Annotated in this window: 17 protein-coding genes and 2 tRNA genes; 10 read left to right on the forward strand and 9 right to left on the reverse strand. The window is 42.4% G+C overall.

Annotated features, from left to right (window positions below):
- Positions 1-145: 145 nt before the first annotated feature.
- Positions 146-907: a HEAT repeat domain-containing protein gene (locus CQ839_RS19500; RefSeq protein WP_219817819.1), complete on the forward strand. Its 762-nt coding sequence runs from the start codon at positions 146-148 to the stop codon at positions 905-907.
- Between the two features lie 108 nt (positions 908-1,015).
- Positions 1,016-1,086: transfer RNA gene (locus tag CQ839_RS19505), tRNA-Gly, on the forward strand.
- Between the two features lie 53 nt (positions 1,087-1,139).
- On the opposite strand, the gene CQ839_RS19510 is transcribed toward CQ839_RS19505, so the two are convergent.
- Positions 1,140-1,856 (reverse strand): ThiF family adenylyltransferase, encoded by a 717-nt coding sequence (locus CQ839_RS19510; RefSeq protein ID WP_103669973.1) that lies wholly within the window; start codon positions 1,854-1,856, stop codon positions 1,140-1,142.
- Between the two features lie 97 nt (positions 1,857-1,953).
- On the opposite strand from CQ839_RS19510, the gene CQ839_RS19515 reads away from it, so the two are divergent.
- The gene (locus CQ839_RS19515) at positions 1,954-2,337 is read left to right on the forward strand and encodes a pentapeptide repeat-containing protein (protein ID WP_103670038.1); all 384 of its coding nucleotides are present in this window, start codon (positions 1,954-1,956) and stop codon (positions 2,335-2,337) included.
- 75 nt (positions 2,338-2,412) lie between these two features.
- Here the strand turns inward: CQ839_RS19515 and CQ839_RS19520 are convergent, their stop codons facing one another.
- The gene (locus CQ839_RS19520; protein WP_103669974.1) at positions 2,413-2,985 is read right to left on the reverse strand and encodes a PleD family two-component system response regulator; all 573 of its coding nucleotides are present in this window, start codon (positions 2,983-2,985) and stop codon (positions 2,413-2,415) included.
- A 543-nt stretch (positions 2,986-3,528) separates the two neighbouring features.
- Between CQ839_RS19520 and ftsE the strand changes: the two genes are divergently transcribed.
- The 5 genes from ftsE (at position 3,529) to CQ839_RS19545 (ending at position 6,758) form a co-directional block, all read left to right on the forward strand.
- Positions 3,529-4,275: a cell division ATP-binding protein FtsE gene (ftsE, locus tag CQ839_RS19525; protein WP_103669975.1), complete on the forward strand. Its 747-nt coding sequence runs from the start codon at positions 3,529-3,531 to the stop codon at positions 4,273-4,275.
- Between the two features lie 72 nt (positions 4,276-4,347).
- Complete coding sequence (locus tag CQ839_RS19530; RefSeq protein WP_103669976.1) at positions 4,348-5,265, forward strand: ABC transporter permease; 918 nt, start codon at positions 4,348-4,350, stop codon at positions 5,263-5,265.
- 203 nt (positions 5,266-5,468) lie between these two features.
- A tRNA-Arg gene (locus CQ839_RS19535) sits at positions 5,469-5,542 on the forward strand.
- Positions 5,543-5,626: 84 nt separating this feature from the next.
- The gene (locus CQ839_RS19540) at positions 5,627-6,055 is read left to right on the forward strand and encodes a hypothetical protein (protein WP_103669977.1); all 429 of its coding nucleotides are present in this window, start codon (positions 5,627-5,629) and stop codon (positions 6,053-6,055) included.
- Positions 6,056-6,200: 145 nt separating this feature from the next.
- Positions 6,201-6,758, forward strand: a complete 558-nt coding sequence (locus CQ839_RS19545) for a sterol desaturase family protein (protein WP_103669978.1) — start codon at positions 6,201-6,203, stop codon at positions 6,756-6,758.
- Between the two features lie 51 nt (positions 6,759-6,809).
- Here CQ839_RS19545 and fetB read toward each other — a convergent pair whose 3' ends face one another.
- The 6 genes from fetB to CQ839_RS19575 all read right to left on the reverse strand — a co-directional run bounded on the left by fetB (position 6,810) and on the right by CQ839_RS19575 (position 14,035).
- On the reverse strand, positions 6,810-7,589 hold the full coding sequence (gene fetB / locus CQ839_RS19550) for an ABC transporter permease (RefSeq protein WP_103669979.1): 780 nt from the start codon (positions 7,587-7,589) through the stop codon (positions 6,810-6,812).
- A gap of 80 nt (positions 7,590-7,669) precedes the next feature.
- On the reverse strand, positions 7,670-8,755 hold the full coding sequence (locus tag CQ839_RS25790; protein ID WP_103669980.1) for a peptidoglycan-binding protein: 1,086 nt from the start codon (positions 8,753-8,755) through the stop codon (positions 7,670-7,672).
- A gap of 243 nt (positions 8,756-8,998) precedes the next feature.
- Positions 8,999-10,558: a uroporphyrinogen-III C-methyltransferase gene (gene cobA, locus CQ839_RS19560; RefSeq protein WP_103669981.1), complete on the reverse strand. Its 1,560-nt coding sequence runs from the start codon at positions 10,556-10,558 to the stop codon at positions 8,999-9,001.
- A complete protein-coding gene (locus tag CQ839_RS19565; RefSeq protein WP_103670039.1) occupies positions 10,555-11,208 on the reverse strand; it encodes a Uma2 family endonuclease in 654 nt (217 codons plus the stop codon). The genes cobA and CQ839_RS19565 overlap by 4 nt, the downstream gene beginning before the upstream one ends.
- 91 nt (positions 11,209-11,299) lie before the next feature.
- Positions 11,300-12,922 (reverse strand): DNA mismatch repair endonuclease MutL, encoded by a 1,623-nt coding sequence (mutL, locus tag CQ839_RS19570; RefSeq protein WP_103669982.1) that lies wholly within the window; start codon positions 12,920-12,922, stop codon positions 11,300-11,302.
- A gap of 3 nt (positions 12,923-12,925) precedes the next feature.
- Positions 12,926-14,035 carry a hypothetical protein gene (locus CQ839_RS19575; protein WP_103669983.1) on the reverse strand — a complete coding sequence of 370 codons (1,110 nt, stop codon included), beginning with the start codon at positions 14,033-14,035 and terminating at the stop codon, positions 12,926-12,928.
- 283 nt (positions 14,036-14,318) lie between these two features.
- Between CQ839_RS19575 and CQ839_RS19580 the strand changes: the two genes are divergently transcribed.
- Both CQ839_RS19580 and CQ839_RS19585 read left to right on the forward strand, forming a co-directional pair.
- Positions 14,319-17,108, forward strand: a complete 2,790-nt coding sequence (locus CQ839_RS19580; RefSeq protein WP_103669984.1) for a cation-translocating P-type ATPase — start codon at positions 14,319-14,321, stop codon at positions 17,106-17,108.
- A 97-nt stretch (positions 17,109-17,205) separates the two neighbouring features.
- Entirely contained in the window at positions 17,206-17,544 is a 339-nt protein-coding gene (locus CQ839_RS19585; protein WP_094531885.1) for a P-II family nitrogen regulator, read from the forward strand.
- Positions 17,545-17,609: 65 nt separating this feature from the next.
- On the opposite strand, the gene CQ839_RS19590 is transcribed toward CQ839_RS19585, so the two are convergent.
- A complete protein-coding gene (locus tag CQ839_RS19590; protein WP_103669985.1) occupies positions 17,610-17,804 on the reverse strand; it encodes a hypothetical protein in 195 nt (64 codons plus the stop codon).
- Between the last annotated feature and the right edge of the window lie 15 nt (positions 17,805-17,819).

Consider the following 17,819-nt stretch of genomic DNA (forward strand, 5'->3'; position numbering starts at 1 on the left):
ACATTTAACATTGTTATCTATCTCTTTTTTGCTTTCTGCCTTGTAGGTATATAAGCTTAAATTCTTATATAGGTTTTGCTACAGGACAAAGCGCTGTAAGATAACAACTACACCTTGGGTCATCCAACTTTGCTTGATTTTTGCTATGACGATCGCCATGACGCTGAATGACGACCTAACTATCTTAGATATTGAAGCAAATCCACTGAGTCCATTGGATTTGCCCCCTGAAGAGGAAATGCCTCTTCTAGATCCTGATGAGATGCTGGCACTTCTCAACTCGGCTATAGTTTTAGAGAGAATGCAGGCTGCAAGAGCATTTTGTGAGTTAGAAGATCAAAGAGCGATACCCAGTCTCATCGAATTGCTGCAAGATGAATGTCCTTTAGTACGTGTCAGTGCTGCTTATGCTCTTGGGCGTAATAAGAGCGATGAGGCGATCGCACCTCTAATCAGGCAACTCAAACAAGATTGGAATGGCTATGTACGTAAAGGTATCGTTTGGGCATTAGGAACCTGTCGTGCCACATTAGGATTGCAGTCGCTTATTTCTGCGCTTAGGTATGATATTACGGCAGTGCGCTTATGGGCTGCTAGTGCGTTGGGACAATTGGGTGATCTGCAAGCGATTGAGCCTCTAACCGAAGCGTTAACCAAAGATTCGATGTCTGCTGTGCGTGGTAATTGTGCATGGTCAATCGGTAAGCTAATTGTGCAAATGCGCCGCGATTTTGATACTCAAGATGAAATTTATCAAGATGCCGTTGATGCGTTGATTTATGCTCTTGATGATGATGATCTTAGTGTGCAGACCGATGCAAGAAATGCATTGCGTAAACTGGGAGAACCACGTGGTTTAAAGGTGCTAGATCGCATTGAGATGGATCAAGGTTATTGCGAATTCTAAAATAATAGAGAATCCGCTAATCGGATTCTCTATTATTTTAGCGGAAGGCTTTGACAATGTTACGATCGCTGCTATAGTTATTAACTGGATATATCAAATCTTTCATTTGCGAATGTAGTTTAGTGGTAAAACCTCTGCCTTCCAAGCAGATGTTGCGGGTTCGATTCCCGCCATTCGCTTTATACCAAAAAATCTCATAAGCTAAAAGGATCTGCACTTAGTGCAGATCCTTTTAGCTTATGAGATCCCGAATCACTATACTGGCTAGATTTAATCCAAACAGAGCAGGCAAATAGGAAATTGTGCCGTAATATGATCGCTTAAAATTACTGCCATCGGTTAGTTGCAGCGAATCACGATTTACTAATTCTTCAGAATATACTGCAATAATATTTGCATTAGCAAACCCTTTTCGGCGTAGACCTTTACGGATTTTGTAAGCAAACCTGCAACAATCAGTTTCAAAAATTGGTGCAATTCTTATCTTTTGCGGATCGACTCGCCCACCTGCTCCCATACTACTTGCCACTTTTACGCCATTAGTAGCTGCTGCACCAAGGAAATAAAGTTTGGGCTGCAAGCTATCAATGCAGTCTAGTACCCAATCAAACTTAGTTGTTACTAGTTCCATCATTAGGTCTGGGGTAAGAAATTCTTTGATAACCGTTAGTTGTATGTCTGGATTAATATCATGCATTCGTGCTGCCATGACATCGGCTTTATGAATATCGACTGTGCTATTGAGCGCCACAATCTGACGATTTTTATTAGAAGGATCAACGCGATCGCCATCGACTATTGTCATTTTGCCAATCCCAGCTCGGCATAAAAACTCGGCTGCAAAACTCCCCACCCCGCCCATGCCAACGACTAAAACATTGGCGCATTTGAGTTTGTTTACGCCATCTGCACCAATTAGTAATTCTGTTCGTTGTAGCCAATCTGTCATAACAAAAATAAATGTATAACTTTATCTAGCAGAGGTGATACTTCATGCCACATCTGCTCTTAATATGAGAAATAGACCATCTTTTGAGTCTTTAACTATGACCTTACCTTCTCATGCTGCGCTGACCAAAGCCGAACTACTTGAGCGTTATGCTAAAGGTGATCGTAACTTTGGGCAATCACATTTACATGACAGTGATATGCAAGGTGTCTCTTTACACGGCATTGATCTAAGCGAATCAATTTTGACTCACATTAACTTTAGTGGTGCTGATCTCCGCGGGGCTGATTTTGGCTGGGCAGATCTGAGCAGTGCAAATCTCGAAAAAGTAGATTTGCGAGGTGCAATTTTGACGAGAGCAGATTTAAGTAAAGCTAATCTAAGAGGTGCAAACCTATTGAAAGCAGATCTTAGTCTGGCCAAATTAGATCATACAAAGTTAAGTGGAACAATCATGCCTGATGGTTCTATGCATCAATGAGTCAGTTGTAATTGATGGAACTCACTAAAAAACAGAGGTCTCTGAAGTGTCGTTCTGCTGTTGGATATGGGCTTCTCACTTTATTTTTTTCTTGATAAAGTCCACTAGCTGTTGGAATTGTTTTTGCTGTGAAGCCATTTGTTGTTCTAATAGCTTCTGCTTAGCTTCTAGTTCTTCAATTCGTTTAACTAGAGCATCATCTGACCGAGTAGAAACGCTATTCTCAGTTGTTGGGGCGATAGGCATGATTGAAGACCGTGGACGCTTTTCTGCCAGGGCCATCGCTCTTTTGATTGCGGGTATCAGTTCTTTTTGCTCAAAAGGCTTTTCAATAAATACAAAGTACTTATCTTCAAATGGTTCTCCAATTTTACTAGTGACCTCTTCCTTCCGACCAGACATTAAAACTAGAGGAATACGGCTCAGATCTGGACTCTGTTGCAAAGCTTCATAAACTTCAAAGCCACTCATTTTAGGTAATAAGAAATCTAGCATGATCATCCAAGGCTTTTCTTGCTGGATCATCTCCAGTCCTTTAATACCGTCGGCTGCCTCTAGAACCTCAAAGTTTGCTGGCGGGAGCATGTCACGCACCATATTACGGATTACGCGACTGTCGTCAATTACTAGTATTTTGCGAGCTGCCACTGCTGATAACCCCTCAGTTATTTTGGTGAATAGAGATTTAGCTTGATTAGCTAGTTTTTTGGGAGATTACATGACTACCATTGACAGGATAGCTCAAGTTCTAAACGACAATGATAGCAAGCATTTTTTAGTTTAATTAGCCGATTTATTTGAGCTTTTATAAATTTGAGGCTTTAGTAAGTAAATAAAAGCTTACTAGTTTTTGTCAGATTTAGCTCTTAAATCCGCAATAATTTAGCATATAGCTACCCCTAAATTAGATAAGACTCGCTCTAATTTGATAGTAATTTTTATCAAAACTGATTTTCCGACTTTTCAAAACATTTTTGCGAATTAAAAACTAAACCCAGTAAGGGTTTTAAAAGCACAAAATGGCTTAGCCATTTTGTGCTTTGGTCGCGCAAAACTTACATAGCTACATAGTTTGGTATTGGCAACAATAGCTGATGTTGATCACTTGACTTGGTCTGTATAATCTCAAGTACCAAGATCGGGCATATCTTTACTATGCTCAGATTTTTTAGGATATTCAAGCGATCGCCCATGCTAAAACTGCCAACAAAACTAAACCCAACATCAATCGAATCAAACACAGCCAAAACTTTTGACGAAAATACCACTAAGGGTCAAAAGTCGGTCATCGTTAAATTAGAAAATGTTCGCAAGACCTATACTAACGGCGCTATTGGATTACGCGACGTGAACATAGAGCTTTATAAAGGTGACTTTAAATTTATTACAGGTCATTCGGGATCGGGGAAATCCACATTATTGAAGTTACTTTATGGTGCAGAACAAGCTACAGATGGGGATGTAATTGTGAATGGGGTTAACCTTAACGGTTTAAAGGGGAATAATCTGGCGATGTTGCGCCGCAAAATTGGCATTGTATTTCAAGATTACAAACTTGTTCCACGGCGCACTGTTTCTGAAAATATTGCCTTTGTTTTAATGGCTCAAGGCTATACTTACAAGGAAATTCAGCGACGTGTCCAGCCTGCTTTGAAGATGGTTGGTTTAATGCATAAGGCGGATTGTTTTCCTGAAGAGCTTTCGGGAGGGGAACAGCAAAGGACAAGTATTGCGAGAGCGATCGTTAATACTCCGCCGCTTGTACTTGCGGACGAGCCAACAGGTAATCTTGATCCTGATAATGCTTGGCAAGTAATTAAAATTTTGAAAAAGTTGAATTCGTTTGGGGTGACGGTGCTTTTGACTACTCATGATGAGCAGTTAGTCAGAGCGGCTAATCATCCTGTTTTGCATTTGCAAAATGGTTACATCGTCTAGTAGTCTGTCAATCACAATTTGAGTTTTAGTTCGGTGTGTGGGCAACGCCCACACACCGAACTCTTTAAAGTTATGGTACAAAACGTCGTTCGCTTCTTCACTAAAATCGAATATCTGCTACGTGAGACTTTTTTAGGACTGCGGCGTGGCGGCTGGATGAATTGGGCTGCTATTAGTACTGTGGCAGTGTTGTTGTTTTTGTTTGGGGCAAGCCTACAAATTTCTTGGCAACTGGAAAATGTTCTGGGGCAGCTAGGAAGTCAATTAGAAATTTCGGTTTACTTAGACGAAAATGTCGTTGGTGAGTCGATGCAACCACGTTTACTATTGGTTGAAGGTGTTACCGCTGCAAAGCTGATTCCTAAGGAAGATGCTTGGCAAAATTTGATGAAGGATCTGGGTAAAAATGATCTTAATCAAGCAACGCAACAGCTTGGGGGGAATCCTTTGGTTGATGAGTTTAAGGTGAGGGCTGTGTCTAGCGATCGCGTGCCTGATGTTGCCAAACGTATTTCTGGCTTAAAGGGGATTAATGAGGTTTGGTATACCAATGAGGTTGTGGAGCGGATTGGACAATTACGCCGTGCTTTAAGTAATAGCAGTGTGGCGCTCGTGGCGATTTTTACGGTAATTGCGATCGCGGTTATTACTACAACAATTCGTCTGATCGTGTTGGCAAGGCGACGTGAAATCGAGGTAATGCAATTAGTGGGTGCAACGGCGGTGTGGATTTATTTTCCGTTTGTCTTGCAGGGGGTATTTTTTGGAATTACAGGTGCTGGGACTGCTTATTTAATGCTGATGCTCAGCACTAATCTTTTAGGTGACGCGATTGTCAATCAGCCAGAATTAATCAAGTCGCTAACTTTAGGGCTGACTACTGATTTACGAGTACAGCTTCTGTTGCCTGCGGTCTTAGTATGTTTTGGATCAGTTATTGGTGTGTTGGGTAGCTTATTAGCAGTAAGGAGATTTTCCTTTAATACATAAAATCTAAAGCTTCAGCAATTCTCATTTTATAGAACCGATTTTGGTGTTTCCAGCACCCTCGGCGCTGGAAACACCAAAATCGGTTGTTTGAAAGCCCGCCAACGGTGCGCTTTCAAACAACCGATTTTTATAATGAGAATTGCTAGCAACGCTTAGCGTTGCAGCTACTTTGCGATAAGCTATGTTATGATTTCATTTTGTATGGGTATGTAGCTCAGTTGGATAGAGCATCAGATTCCGGTTCTGAGGGTCGGGGGTTCGAACCCCTCCATACTCGTAATTACAGCGTTGCTGATATAACAAAGTAAAGCTTGCCTAAGTAAGGCAAGCTTTACTAGTAAACATACTTAATTTTTAATCTATGGAACGTGGATTATTGTGGTTGCCGCTGCTGGCAGTTTTTTTCTGGCTGGCTTGGTCTGGTTGGAATGAGTACCAAAAAATTGAATCCTATAAACGTTGGGCGGAGCAGTTTGAACGCCATAAATATGATATTTATGCTGTGTTAGGTCAAAAAGACGATCGCCTAACATGGGGAAAGCCCACTCGCAAAGATCCACTTGATATTCAAACAGTTACTTTTCAAGATATTGCCCGTATCAGATTTCGGATTGACAGCAAGTTTTTTGATGAAAAAGACGCTGAATTTCCCTTAAATGCCAAGAAAATTTATTTGGAATTAGTCCTGAAAACTGGCGAGATGCCCAGTATTAGATTTACTGATATTGATATTGCGGCAGCTTGGTATCGATTTTTAAGCGATCGCCTAGCGGCTTCATCGCAACCTTAAGTTTTGTTAAGTTGCTCTCAAGATTAATTTAACGATTTATGGTCGATCCAAGTACATTTATTTAGCCCAAATCGATTCTTAACCTCGGTATAAACGTAGCTTTAACTTCATCTCTTAGGCTTGAATCAAGTTGTGAGGGTTTACTTTGGAAGTTATTTTAGAAGTTACTTTAGAGTTTATTAGGGCAATTACAGCAACATTGCTGTTGCTTCTGCTAGGCGACTTCTTTTCAACATTTTTGTATCATGTTCCTGAACATGTGTTTGGTAAGTTTCACTCCATCGTGCATCATGGCAAAAACCGCAGCTTTCTTCACTATGCAGTTTTGACCAGAAATCCTCTCGTAATGCTAGATGGCATTTTAGGAGCGGTTCCTTACTTTATATTCACACCTTGGCTGTGGCAATTATCAGCTGTTGGTACGATTATTGGGTTGTTATTAGGTGAGTTTCATGTTGTGTGGCGACATGTTTCAATCCTTGAATGGAAAACTCCAGAACCTTTTAAATCTTGGTGTGATTTATTGTTTATCACTACGCCCGAAAGACATTGGTTACATCATCAAAATGCTTTTGCTGCTTATGGTGACATTTTTTCTTTTTATGATTATCCTGCTCAAAGATGGCTAACTTTCTTACGGTTTGTCCGCCGTAAATTTAAGCAGTTAAATCAATCAAGCAGTAGTAAAACTATTAGTGTTTAATTACCTAAAAACAAAGTAGAGTGGGCGCAAAGTGCCCACTCTACTTTGTTTTTAGGGCAATTTCAATTGTTGGGCTGGAGTGAAAAACTGACGACTAACGAGATTAGTTAATATCAGAGCTGTGATTAGATTTGCGGTGGTAATCGCAAACAAAATCACTAATTGATAACGCACCGCCAGTAATGGCGATACACCGCCTAATATTTGTCCAGTCATCATCCCTGGTAAGGACACCACACCTGTCACCATCATCACGTTAATCGTGGGGATCATCGAGGCTCTGATCGCATCAGATTGGTAATTTGCGATCGCCTGTTTTGGTGTTGCACCCAGACATAAATGTGTTTCGATTTCTCGCGATCGCTTGACTAAATCCTGTGTAAATCTCTCAGATGCGATCGCAGCACCATTCATTGAATTCCCTAAGATCATTCCTGCTAGGGGAATTAAATATTGTGGTGAATACCAAGTATCAGGCTGTACAACTAAAAATGTGGTGTAAGCGAGAATTGCCAACGTGCCAACGATGACCGATATCCACATAATTGGCAAAATGTAAGGTACTTTTTCCCGCACGCGATTTTTAGCTTCACGGGCTGCCATTAAGCTCATCAAGAAAATGATGAATAAAATCACGACTGGTTGCTTAATTTCAAATACCGCATCCAGTAAAAATCCCACTACGATTAATTGAATAATGCTGCGAAAGGTGGCGACTAATAAATTCTTAGCGATCGCTAATTTTTGCCAAACCGATAAACTAATAGCGATTGCCACCATACCGAGGGCGATCGCCATTTTGGGGATATCTAGATCAATAACAGCATTCATAAATTAATCATAATAAAAGCGCTTGGCGTTTTTATTATCCATAGAAATCAGTAGCCATACTAAGCATGGCTACTGATTTTCTAAGATTGCAATGCGGCTAGAGTTGCTGAAGTCAGAACTCCATCGACGGGTAATCCATACAATGCTTGAGCTTTTTTAATAGCGGCGGTAGTCTTTGAGCCTTGAATGCCATCGATCTCCCCATCGTACAAGCCTAGATTACTTAAAAGGGTTTGCCCTTTTTTAATGGAGTTATCGGCAACATTGCTTGTGCTGTCTTGACTAGCAGCCTCTTTATAACTAACTGGTACAACATTACTACCTGCTTCCAGAGCAGACATGGTTAGAGATCCTGCCACCCCATCTGTAACTAAGCCATAGGTTTTTTGAGCCAGAATAATTGCCTCTTGGGTCATTGGTCCACTGATCCCATCGATCGCACCGCCATAAAAACCGCGATCACTTAGCAATTGTTGCAAATTTTTGATTGAGTCTGATTTAGTACTAGCGATGTTGCTCTTCGGGACATAATTACTGCCAGCCTCTAATGCGGCAATAGTTAGAGATCCTGCAACTCCATCAGCAACTAAGCCGTAGGTTTTTTGAGCCAGAATAATTGCCTCTTGGGTCATTGGTCCACTGATCCCATCGATCGCACCGCCATAAAAACCGCGATCGCTTAGCAATTGCTGCAAATTTTTGATTGAGTCTGATTTGTTGTCGCTATTAGCGACGCTAACAGGTGTGGCTTTGACGGGTGTAGCTTCGAGGGAAACATTAGCTTCGTAGGTGTCTGCTTCCAAAGCGGCAATGGTTTGTGCTCCGATCGCACCATCAGCATTTAATTTGTAAAACGTTTGCGCGGCAATAATTGCTTCTGTAGTAGCCGCACCCTTAACCCCATCGATCGCACCTGGGTTAAAGCCGCGCTTGGCTAATAGTTGTTGAATGTTTGCCACTTCAGGTGTGTAGGCAAAAGCAGCAAGGGGCATAGCATTAATCGCGATCACCCCCGCCGCTAGTCCAATACATAAGACTGACTTGGCATGACGTGAGGATTGGGCGATCGCATCAAGCAATTGACAATCTAAAGTCTGATTAATAGATTCGCCTTGCTCTATGAGTTCGCAAAGCACTTCACTGTGGAGATAAGCAACAAGTTCCATACATTCAGCCTCAATAAAAAATGCTATTAAGCTCAGCAATTGGCTCTTTTACATTCGTAAAAAATCTGATTTCGAGGGTTTTCTGTAATCTATGCCTTGTGGTGTGAGGTATAAATTACAGTTTTCAAAGAGCCTTATGTACTTATATTGTATGGAAAAAACAAGTAAATGTTGGGAATTGTTTGTTTTTGTAATTTTTGAATAGCCCCAAAATAAGAGCAGTCGCTTTGCACCTGTTCTTATTTAAAAACTTTTGCCGATCGCTTCAGCAAGCCCATCTAAGGTGTATTCCAAAGCCTCGCAGTCAACGCGCCCAAATAACTCGTAGCAAGTCTTAGAAGTTTGCGGCCCAATTGAAGCGATTTTCACCTCAGCAATCCACGATCGCCAAGTTTCTTGAGACTCGACGCGATCAAGTAATTTGCAAAAATGCTTTACGGTTTTGGAGCTAGCAAAGGCGATCGCATCAAGTCTCTGATTTTGAATAGCTTCTAGCGCGACAGGATCGATCTCCTTAGGACATCCCGACTCATAAGCCGCGATTGCGTCAACTATTGCCCCATGCTGCTGTAACTGCTCCACCAAAATCTCACGTCCGCCCGACTCTACACGCGGGAATAACATTTTTTTGCCAGTTAAAACATGATTGGGAATGGCAAGAAAAGCATCAACCAAAGCATCGGCAACAAAATCCGTTGGCACTAAATCTGGAGAAATCCCATAACTTGCCAAAACTTCTGCTGTCTTGCGCCCGACTACGGCAACTTTAAGTGAATGCAAAGCACGGCTATCTTTGCCAGCCTCTCGCAAGCGCCCAAAAAAGCTCTCAACGGCATTTGCTGAGGTCAAAATTAGCCAATCGTATTTAGTAAGATTGGCGATCGCCTGATCGAGCATTTCCCAACTAGTCGGTGGCAAAATTGCCAAAGTTGGCATCTCGATTACCTTTGCACCTTGACTGGTCAATAAATCTGTAAATTGGCTAGCCTGACCTGCCGCCCTTGTCACTAAAATCGTTTTGCCTTGCAACGCTAATTTTCCCTTTTCGAGATCTACGCTTTGCTCAAAATTTTCCAATGATTGATTGCCTTGACGCGACAATTGCTCATGAAACTTTACGACTTCCCCAATAATAATCACCGATGGCGATAGCGAACCTTCGGGTAATTTCGATTGAATATCTGTCAGAGTTCCTGTCCATACTTGTTGATCGGCTCTTCCACACCAACGCACGATCGCGATTTTTGTATCCCCAGATTTTCCCGTTTGTAATTTCTCTAACAAGCTTGCCAGATTATTTGTCCCCATCAAAATTACCAATGTTGGAATTTGGGTGATCGCTTCCCAAGGCAACCGATCCAAATCATGCCCCGTCATCACCGCAAAACAAGAACTCGCTTCCACTTCCGTAAGCGGAATTCCTGCCAACATGGGAGCCGCGATCGCACTAGAAATTCCTGCAACAACTTCCCATTCACAATTTGCTACTTGCAGGGCAAGTATCTCAGGTAGCGATCGTCCAAATATCCAAGGATCACCGCTCTTGAGCCGCACCACGCGCTTACCTTGCAAGCAATAATCCACCAACATTTGATTGATTTCGGCTTGTTTGATGCTTTCCTGACCACCACGTTTACCAGCAATGATGCGATCGCATTTCTCTGGAGCCAGATCTAATAAAGTGCGATCGACCAACGCATCACTAATAATCACTTCAGCAGTACATATCAAATCCCTAGCGCGAACTGTCAAAAACTCTACGCCACCAATTCCCGCCCCAACTATAAAGACTTTACCATTCATAAAAGATTTTTAGGATCTATGCCCATTTCGCGAAGCTTAGCTGCATATTTAGACATAGCATTCAGAGCTTGTTCTTTTTGCTCAACCTGTTCCAGATAAGTTAAAAACTTATTCCCATCTGGGTGAAAAATATTTAAACTTTCATCAGTTAGCTCAAAGCGAATCCCTAAACGTGAGCTGATCCAATTTTGGACTTTATCAATAGGCTCTAGTCGATTCTGTTCTTGATTTCTGATCCATATTGCTAAGTCATTGGAAAGATGATCGTAGACATAATATTCCTCTACACCATAGGTTTGATAGAAATCAAACTTGCGAGACATTTCTAAAATACGATTGCCTCTAGACAAAATTTCAAATACTACTTGAGGTGCTATCCCTGACTCTATGTGTTGAATGTAAGAACCTCGCGCTCCCTTTGGTCTGCCAAATACCACCATTACATCAGGCGCTCGACGAATATCAGACTTACCTTCAACGGGATACCACAGTAAATCTCCTGCTACAAATACATTCTCATCATCTTTAAAGAGAGATTCCAATCCACCTGTAATCGTCACTATCCATTGATAATGCTCGGTACTTTCTGCCATTGGTTGTCCGTCACTGCTAGGATAGATAGTCTCTAACTTGCTGATTGTATTAGTCATAGGTTTTTGATCTGTGCGATCGCCAAGCAACTGAGATTAATTATACCAACTCAATTAATAGCATTACTATTTGCAGGATTTCACAAGCTTACTATTTTGAGATGATCCAATTGCGGCGGAAAAATCTTGCTAGATCTGACTCATCGATCGCAAGACAAATAGGGCGACCATGCGGACAGGTATGAGGATTGCGGGTTTGTTGCCATTGCCAGAGCAGATCGCGAATTGTGGACATTTCTAACTTTGTACCATTGCGAATTGCACTACGACAGGCAGCCGTTGCCCTTGCCATAGTTGGATCATCCAGATGACTCATTTCTTGCAAAATCACTGCACAATCTTCATGCCCAATTAAAATTTCAGGCAGCGATCGCACAGCCCATAGGTTATTCCCAAAAGCTTCAATTTCTATGCCTAGTGCTTGTAAACGGTCAATTGCATCGTCAGAAAGTTGCTTCAATAAAATCGGTTGCTCAATAGTCACAATTTGCCATTGAGTTTCGATTTGCTCAAAGAGAACTCGCTCATGGGCAACATGTTGCTCCACTAGCCATAAACCACCTGAGTGCTCCGCTAAAATGTAAGTATCAAGAACCTGTGCGATCGCCTTCAAAGATAAATTTGGTTGATTGAAGTTCTCCCGCTTGGCAGGAATCAAATAAGAGGTTTTGCGTTCAGCAGTTTTTAATAGTTCATTAGCCGCACTTCCATAATTAATTTGAGAACTTGATTCAGAAACTTTGAGAGATTCCGTAATGCAATCTTTTAACTGAGTTTGGATATCTCCTAAATTTTGAATATAGGCTTCAGCCTTGGCGGGATGACGATTCCAGTCGATGCGATCGCAGGGTAGATTTAAACTAACAATACATACAGGAAAACGATTGCGAGGTATGGTTCGCTCTAAACTAGAGAGAATAGTTTGCTCTAATTCAGGAAAAGTAATTCCCCGACCATTGAGAATAATCTTTACCCAGTCAGGACGACGACGCGATAGGCGATCGGGCAGTCCAAGGGTGATTGAGATGAGGGTGAATTCTCTAAACACCAAATCATAGGGCTGAATTGAACTAATAATTTGTGGCAAAATCTCACTAGCATCCTCTCCTGCCCAAATCGTCATCCATTCTCGATTGTCGAGATTTACCTGCCAGTTAATTTGAGGATTTGCGATCGCCATTTGTTGAATCTGTAATTGCACCTTGCGAGCTTGCTGCGAATTACTAGGCAAAGATTGTAAACGATTAGGATAACGCGAAAATAGATTGCGAACGGTGACGACTGTCCCCGATGCGATCGCGACTACTTTTGGGCTGGTTTGTAAATTGCCATGCTCATCATAATTAGCTTGATAGCCCACTGGCTCTAGGACTGGGCGACTGCAAATATGCAAATCTGCAAGTTGGGCAAGACTATAGAGAGCTTCACCGCGAAAGCCTAAACTATTTATCTGTTGAAGATCTTCAGCATTATTGATTTTACTAGTTGTATGCGGAGTTGCAGCTTGGGATAAATCAGCGATCGCCATGCCACAGCCATTGTCACTCACCTGTACTGAGAGAGAATCTGTCCATATCGAAATTACGATTCTTGTCGCTTGGGCATCGATCGCATTCTCAGCAAGTTCTCTTACTACCGCCGCCAATGAATCAATCACTTCCCCAGCAGCGATTAGATGCACAACTTCAATAGGTAGCGTGTGAATGTTTTGCATTGCCTACCCTAAGCGCTGCTTTAGCCAAAATTGTAAGGTGGGCAGCGCAATTCGATATCCATATTTTGCACTATAAACTAGTCCCTTTTGTTCCAAACTATCTAGCGCACCTTGTAAGCTTCCCCCTTTAGAAAGTTGGTGCTTTTGGATATATTCACGACTATGCGGACTCACTGTCGGATCGATCGCTAGGCTCTCTAATACTCTCACCTGAGTTGGCGGCAATAGCATAATCAAAGACTCAAAGGTAGGAGCAAGATCTTCAACTAGCGCCAACATGTTTTGATGAACATGATGCGGTTGAACTAGAAATTCAGTTTGGGAATGGGATTGAGAATTGGTTAGGGTAAGATATTCAAGCCAGATGCGTCTAGTTAAGGCGATCGCATCGCTAAGATTTCCTTGAATGTATTCTGTAAATAGCTGTAACGCGGTAGTTTGCGGATCAAACTTTATACCCTTTTCTTGCATGGTTGGTTCGAGCCATTCGCAAAGCTCTACATTGCTTAAAGGTGGAAGTTCGACTACATGCAGACTCAGCTTATGCATCCAAGGTTCAGGAACTGTGGCGATTAAGACATAACTCACCCGACTTTGAAGTTGAATTTCGCGCCGCAAATATTCTTCCCATTCACCTTTGCGATCCCACGAGCGAATATGGGGGAAATTATGCAACACGATCGCTACCCGACAATCGAGCCATTCTGCCATCTGCTGCGGCAACCTTAGCAAATGCTCAAATAAATTCCAGATTCCTGCCGAGGAGAGTTTCCAAAACATCTTAGGTTTAGATTGTTCCGTTAGCTCAAAGCTAATGGGTTGCTCCTTAAGTAAACCTTGTAATTTGAGCAATTCTTCAGGACTATCAAAGGTACTGAGCAAACTTTCGGCTAATAGCTTTAAAAAGCGATCTCCATCCGTGGCTCGCAAACAATCTAAAGTAATCACTCTGGCTCCAGCTTTTTGGGCAGCCCATTTGACTAAAGTTCTACGCCCACTTCCCGCTACCCCTGCGATCAGCAAATCACCATCATCTAACAAAATTTGACTAATCTGCTCTAATTCTGTTTGTCTGCCCACCAATCGCTGGGGCAAAAATGGATTGTTAATCATCTCGCAATTGTATCGCAATTCGCTATCACTACAATTCTCTCGATATGACTTGTCCCAATCCCTGAAAGTGTGACTACATTCTTTGGGATTAAAACCCCAACCCAGACAAGGTTTTGAATTCTCAAAATAGCACCGCCATTTTGAGAATTGGTATTAATTATGTGGTTTACATTGCCGACAGTGATTCAAACCACATAATTGGGCTTGCTGGCTTCAAGATTCTTTAAGGCAGCAATTACTATTTTTTAGTACCATAGTCATAACCGTTTACCTAAAAATATCGATGGCACTTGAGACAAAAGATCTTACTCCTGCCCCTCCCATTCCTCGCTGGCATACCTTCAGTGCTGATGAATCTCTAGAATTACTTAAAAGCGATCCTCATCAAGGTATCACTAGCCAAGAAGTTGCATCTAGATTGGAGCGCTATGGAACTAATGAATTAATTGAAAAAGCTGGGCGATCGTCGCTGCAAATCTTTATTGATCAGTTCACAAATATCATGCTGATCATGCTGATGGCAGTTGCTGTCGTCTCGGCTGTCCTCGATATTAGGGATAACGAATTTCCGAAAGATGCGATCGCCATTAGCTCAATTGTTTTGCTTAATGGCATCCTTGGCTACATGCAAGAGACCAATGCCGAAAAGGCTCTCGCGGCACTCAAGCGGATGTCTTCCCCAAAAGTGCGGGTAATACGCAATGGTGAAGTAATCGAGATCAGTGGCAAAGAACTTGTGCCTGGCGACATCATGCTCTTAGAAGCAGGGGTACAAATCGCTGCTGACGGCAGATTACTTGATGAACAAAATTTACAAGTGCGAGAATCGGCTCTGACAGGCGAAGCCGAAGCTGTAAACAAAGAAGCGAAATTAATTCTTGAAGAAGATGCGAGTTTAGGCGATCGCTTAAATTGTGTTTATCAAGGTACTGAGGTCGTGCAGGGACGCGCCAAGGTACTCGTTACTAAGACGGGGATGCAGACTGAGTTAGGAAAAATCGCTGCCCTAATTCAAGATGTGGAGACTGAAGATACCCCTCTACAACAACGGATGACGCAGCTAGGTAATGTGCTGGTAAGTGGTTCCCTAGCATTAGTGGGCTTAGTTGTACTAGTGGGAATGCTCAATAAAGGTAACTTTGGTGAACTTCTCAAGACTTCCCTCAGTATGGCGGTTGCTGTTGTGCCTGAAGGACTTCCTGCGGTAGTTACAGTTACTCTCGCGTTGGGAACTCAACGCATGGTCAGAAGAAATGCCCTAATTCGTCGGCTGCCCGCTGTTGAGACACTTGGTTCTGTCACTACGATTTGCTCTGACAAAACAGGTACGCTCACTCAGAACAAAATGGTGGTGCAGGGGATTCGCACAGGACTACATTCTTTGCAAGTCACAGGCGATGGTTATGCACCGTTTGGTGAATTTAATATATTAGGAAATTCACCTGAAGATTCTAATTTTGCGGTGAACAACATCCCTGAAGTTCAGCAATTGCTGATGGCTTGTGTATTTTGCAACGATGCGATTTTGCAGCAAAAAAATGGTGAATGGATCATCATCGGCGACCCCACTGAAGGCGCTTTGTTAGTTCTGGCAAGCAAAGGTGGCTGTGATGCGGCGGAATGGCAACATCGGATGCCGCGTGTATCTGAGGTTCCTTTCTCGTCTGAACGCAAACGCATGAGCGTAATGGTGCAAGGCGAATATGGTGGTAATGTACTTTTTTGCAAAGGTTCACCTGAGCTAACTTTAGAATGCTGTACTCATATTCAAATTGGCGATCAGATCCATGAGATAGCTGATTTCCAACGTCAACATGTTCTTGCGCAAAACAACGAACTCGCCAGTCGTGGGTTGCGCGTATTAGGTTTTGCCTATCGCACATTTTCGTATTTACCCGAAGATGGTATTACTGCAAAAGATGAGAGCAATCTAATTTGGGTTGGCTTAGTGGGAATGCTTGATGCACCTCGCCCTGAAGTCCGCGAAGCGGTGAAGCGCTGTCGTGAAGCAGGTATCCGTCCCGTAATGATTACTGGTGATCATCAACTCACAGCCAAGGCGATCGCAGAAGACTTAGGAATTGCTGAATCAGGCGATCGGGTGCTCACAGGCAAAGAGCTAGAACTCATGAGTCCTGAAGCTCTAGATCAAGAAGTAAGTCAGGTTAGTGTTTATGCGCGCGTCTCCCCCGAACACAAATTGCGAATCGTTCAAGCTTTACAAAGACAGCATCAATTTGTAGCCATGACTGGTGATGGTGTGAATGATGCCCCCGCACTCAAGCAAGCCGATATTGGGATCGCTATGGGGATCACTGGTACTGATGTATCCAAAGAAGCTAGCGACATGATCTTGCTGGATGATAACTTCGCCACGATTGTCGCTGCTACTGAAGAAGGTCGCGTAGTTTATACCAATATTCGCCGCTTTATCAAATACATTCTTGGTAGCAACATTGGTGAAGTCATCACGATTGCGGCGGCTCCGATGCTGGGCTTAACTGTGCCTTTGATTCCTCTACAAATTTTATGGATGAATCTTGTCACCGATGGCTTGCCAGCTCTTGCACTTGCCGTAGAGCCTGCTGAACCCAATGTTATGCAAAGACCCCCTGTTGATCCTCGTGAAAATATTTTTGCCAGAGGAATGGGAGCCTACATGGTCAGAATTGGGATTGTCTTAGCAATTATCACGATCGCTCTTATGGCTTGGGCTCATGGCTACACCAACTTAAACTTTGATGATATCTATCACAAAGAACGTTGGGCAACGATGGTATTTACTACCCTCTGTTTAGCGCAAATGGGTCATGCGATCGCCATTCGTTCTAACACTCAACTGACGATCGAACTCGATCCGCGAACTAATCTTTATGTCTGGGGATCAGTTATTATGACTACGGTTTTACAACTAGTGCTGATCTACGTAGAGCCATTCCGTCGCTTTTTTGGGACACATTTACTCAGACCAGAAGAACTAGCAGTTTGCTTTGGTTTTAGCGCCTTGATGTTTGTTTGGATAGAATTAGAGAAATTGCTAATTCGTTGGTGGTTGTGGCAACGTCAATCCTAACGCCAATCTGAATCACAATTCTAAAAAGTATGCTAGGCTACAAATTTGGGTAGCGATTCAAGTGTATTAAAGTTCAAGAATCAGTGGAGGAGTTAATTTGAAAAAGGTTGAAGCAATCATTCGTCCATTTAAGCTTGACGAAGTCAAAATTGCTCTGGTAAATGCTGGCGTAGTCGGTATGACGGTATCAGAAGTACGTGGTTTTGGCCGTCAAAAAGGACAAACAGAGCGCTACCGTGGCTCTGAGTACACAGTTGAGTTTTTACAAAAGCTCAAGATCGAGATTGTCATCGAAGATGATCAAGTTGATATGGTGGTAGATAAAGTTATTACTGCCGCACGTACTGGTGAAATTGGCGATGGTAAGATTTTCGTATCTCCTGTAGAGCGAATTATCCGTATCCGTACTGGTGAAAAAGATTTAGAAGCTGTCTAAGTTTTCTCAACACCATGAGCCCTATTAAAAGAGTCGTCACAAAGTGGCGACTCTTTTAATGTTTTTTAGCTTGGGATCAAAATTGCTTCTAATATTTGGGCGATGATTGCGCCTAAAATGGCGACTGTTAAATATCTTCCAATCATCGGATTTTTGCCAAGTGCATCATCTTTTTTGCAAACTGTGAGAAATAATGACCACGCTTGGGTGGCATTAATCGTTTGAAACCGATTAAAACTAGATCTGAATATTAAATGCATAGATTTTACCTAACC

It is taken from the genome of Pseudanabaena sp. BC1403 (assembly GCF_002914585.1).
Taxonomy (GTDB): domain Bacteria; phylum Cyanobacteriota; class Cyanobacteriia; order Pseudanabaenales; family Pseudanabaenaceae; genus Pseudanabaena.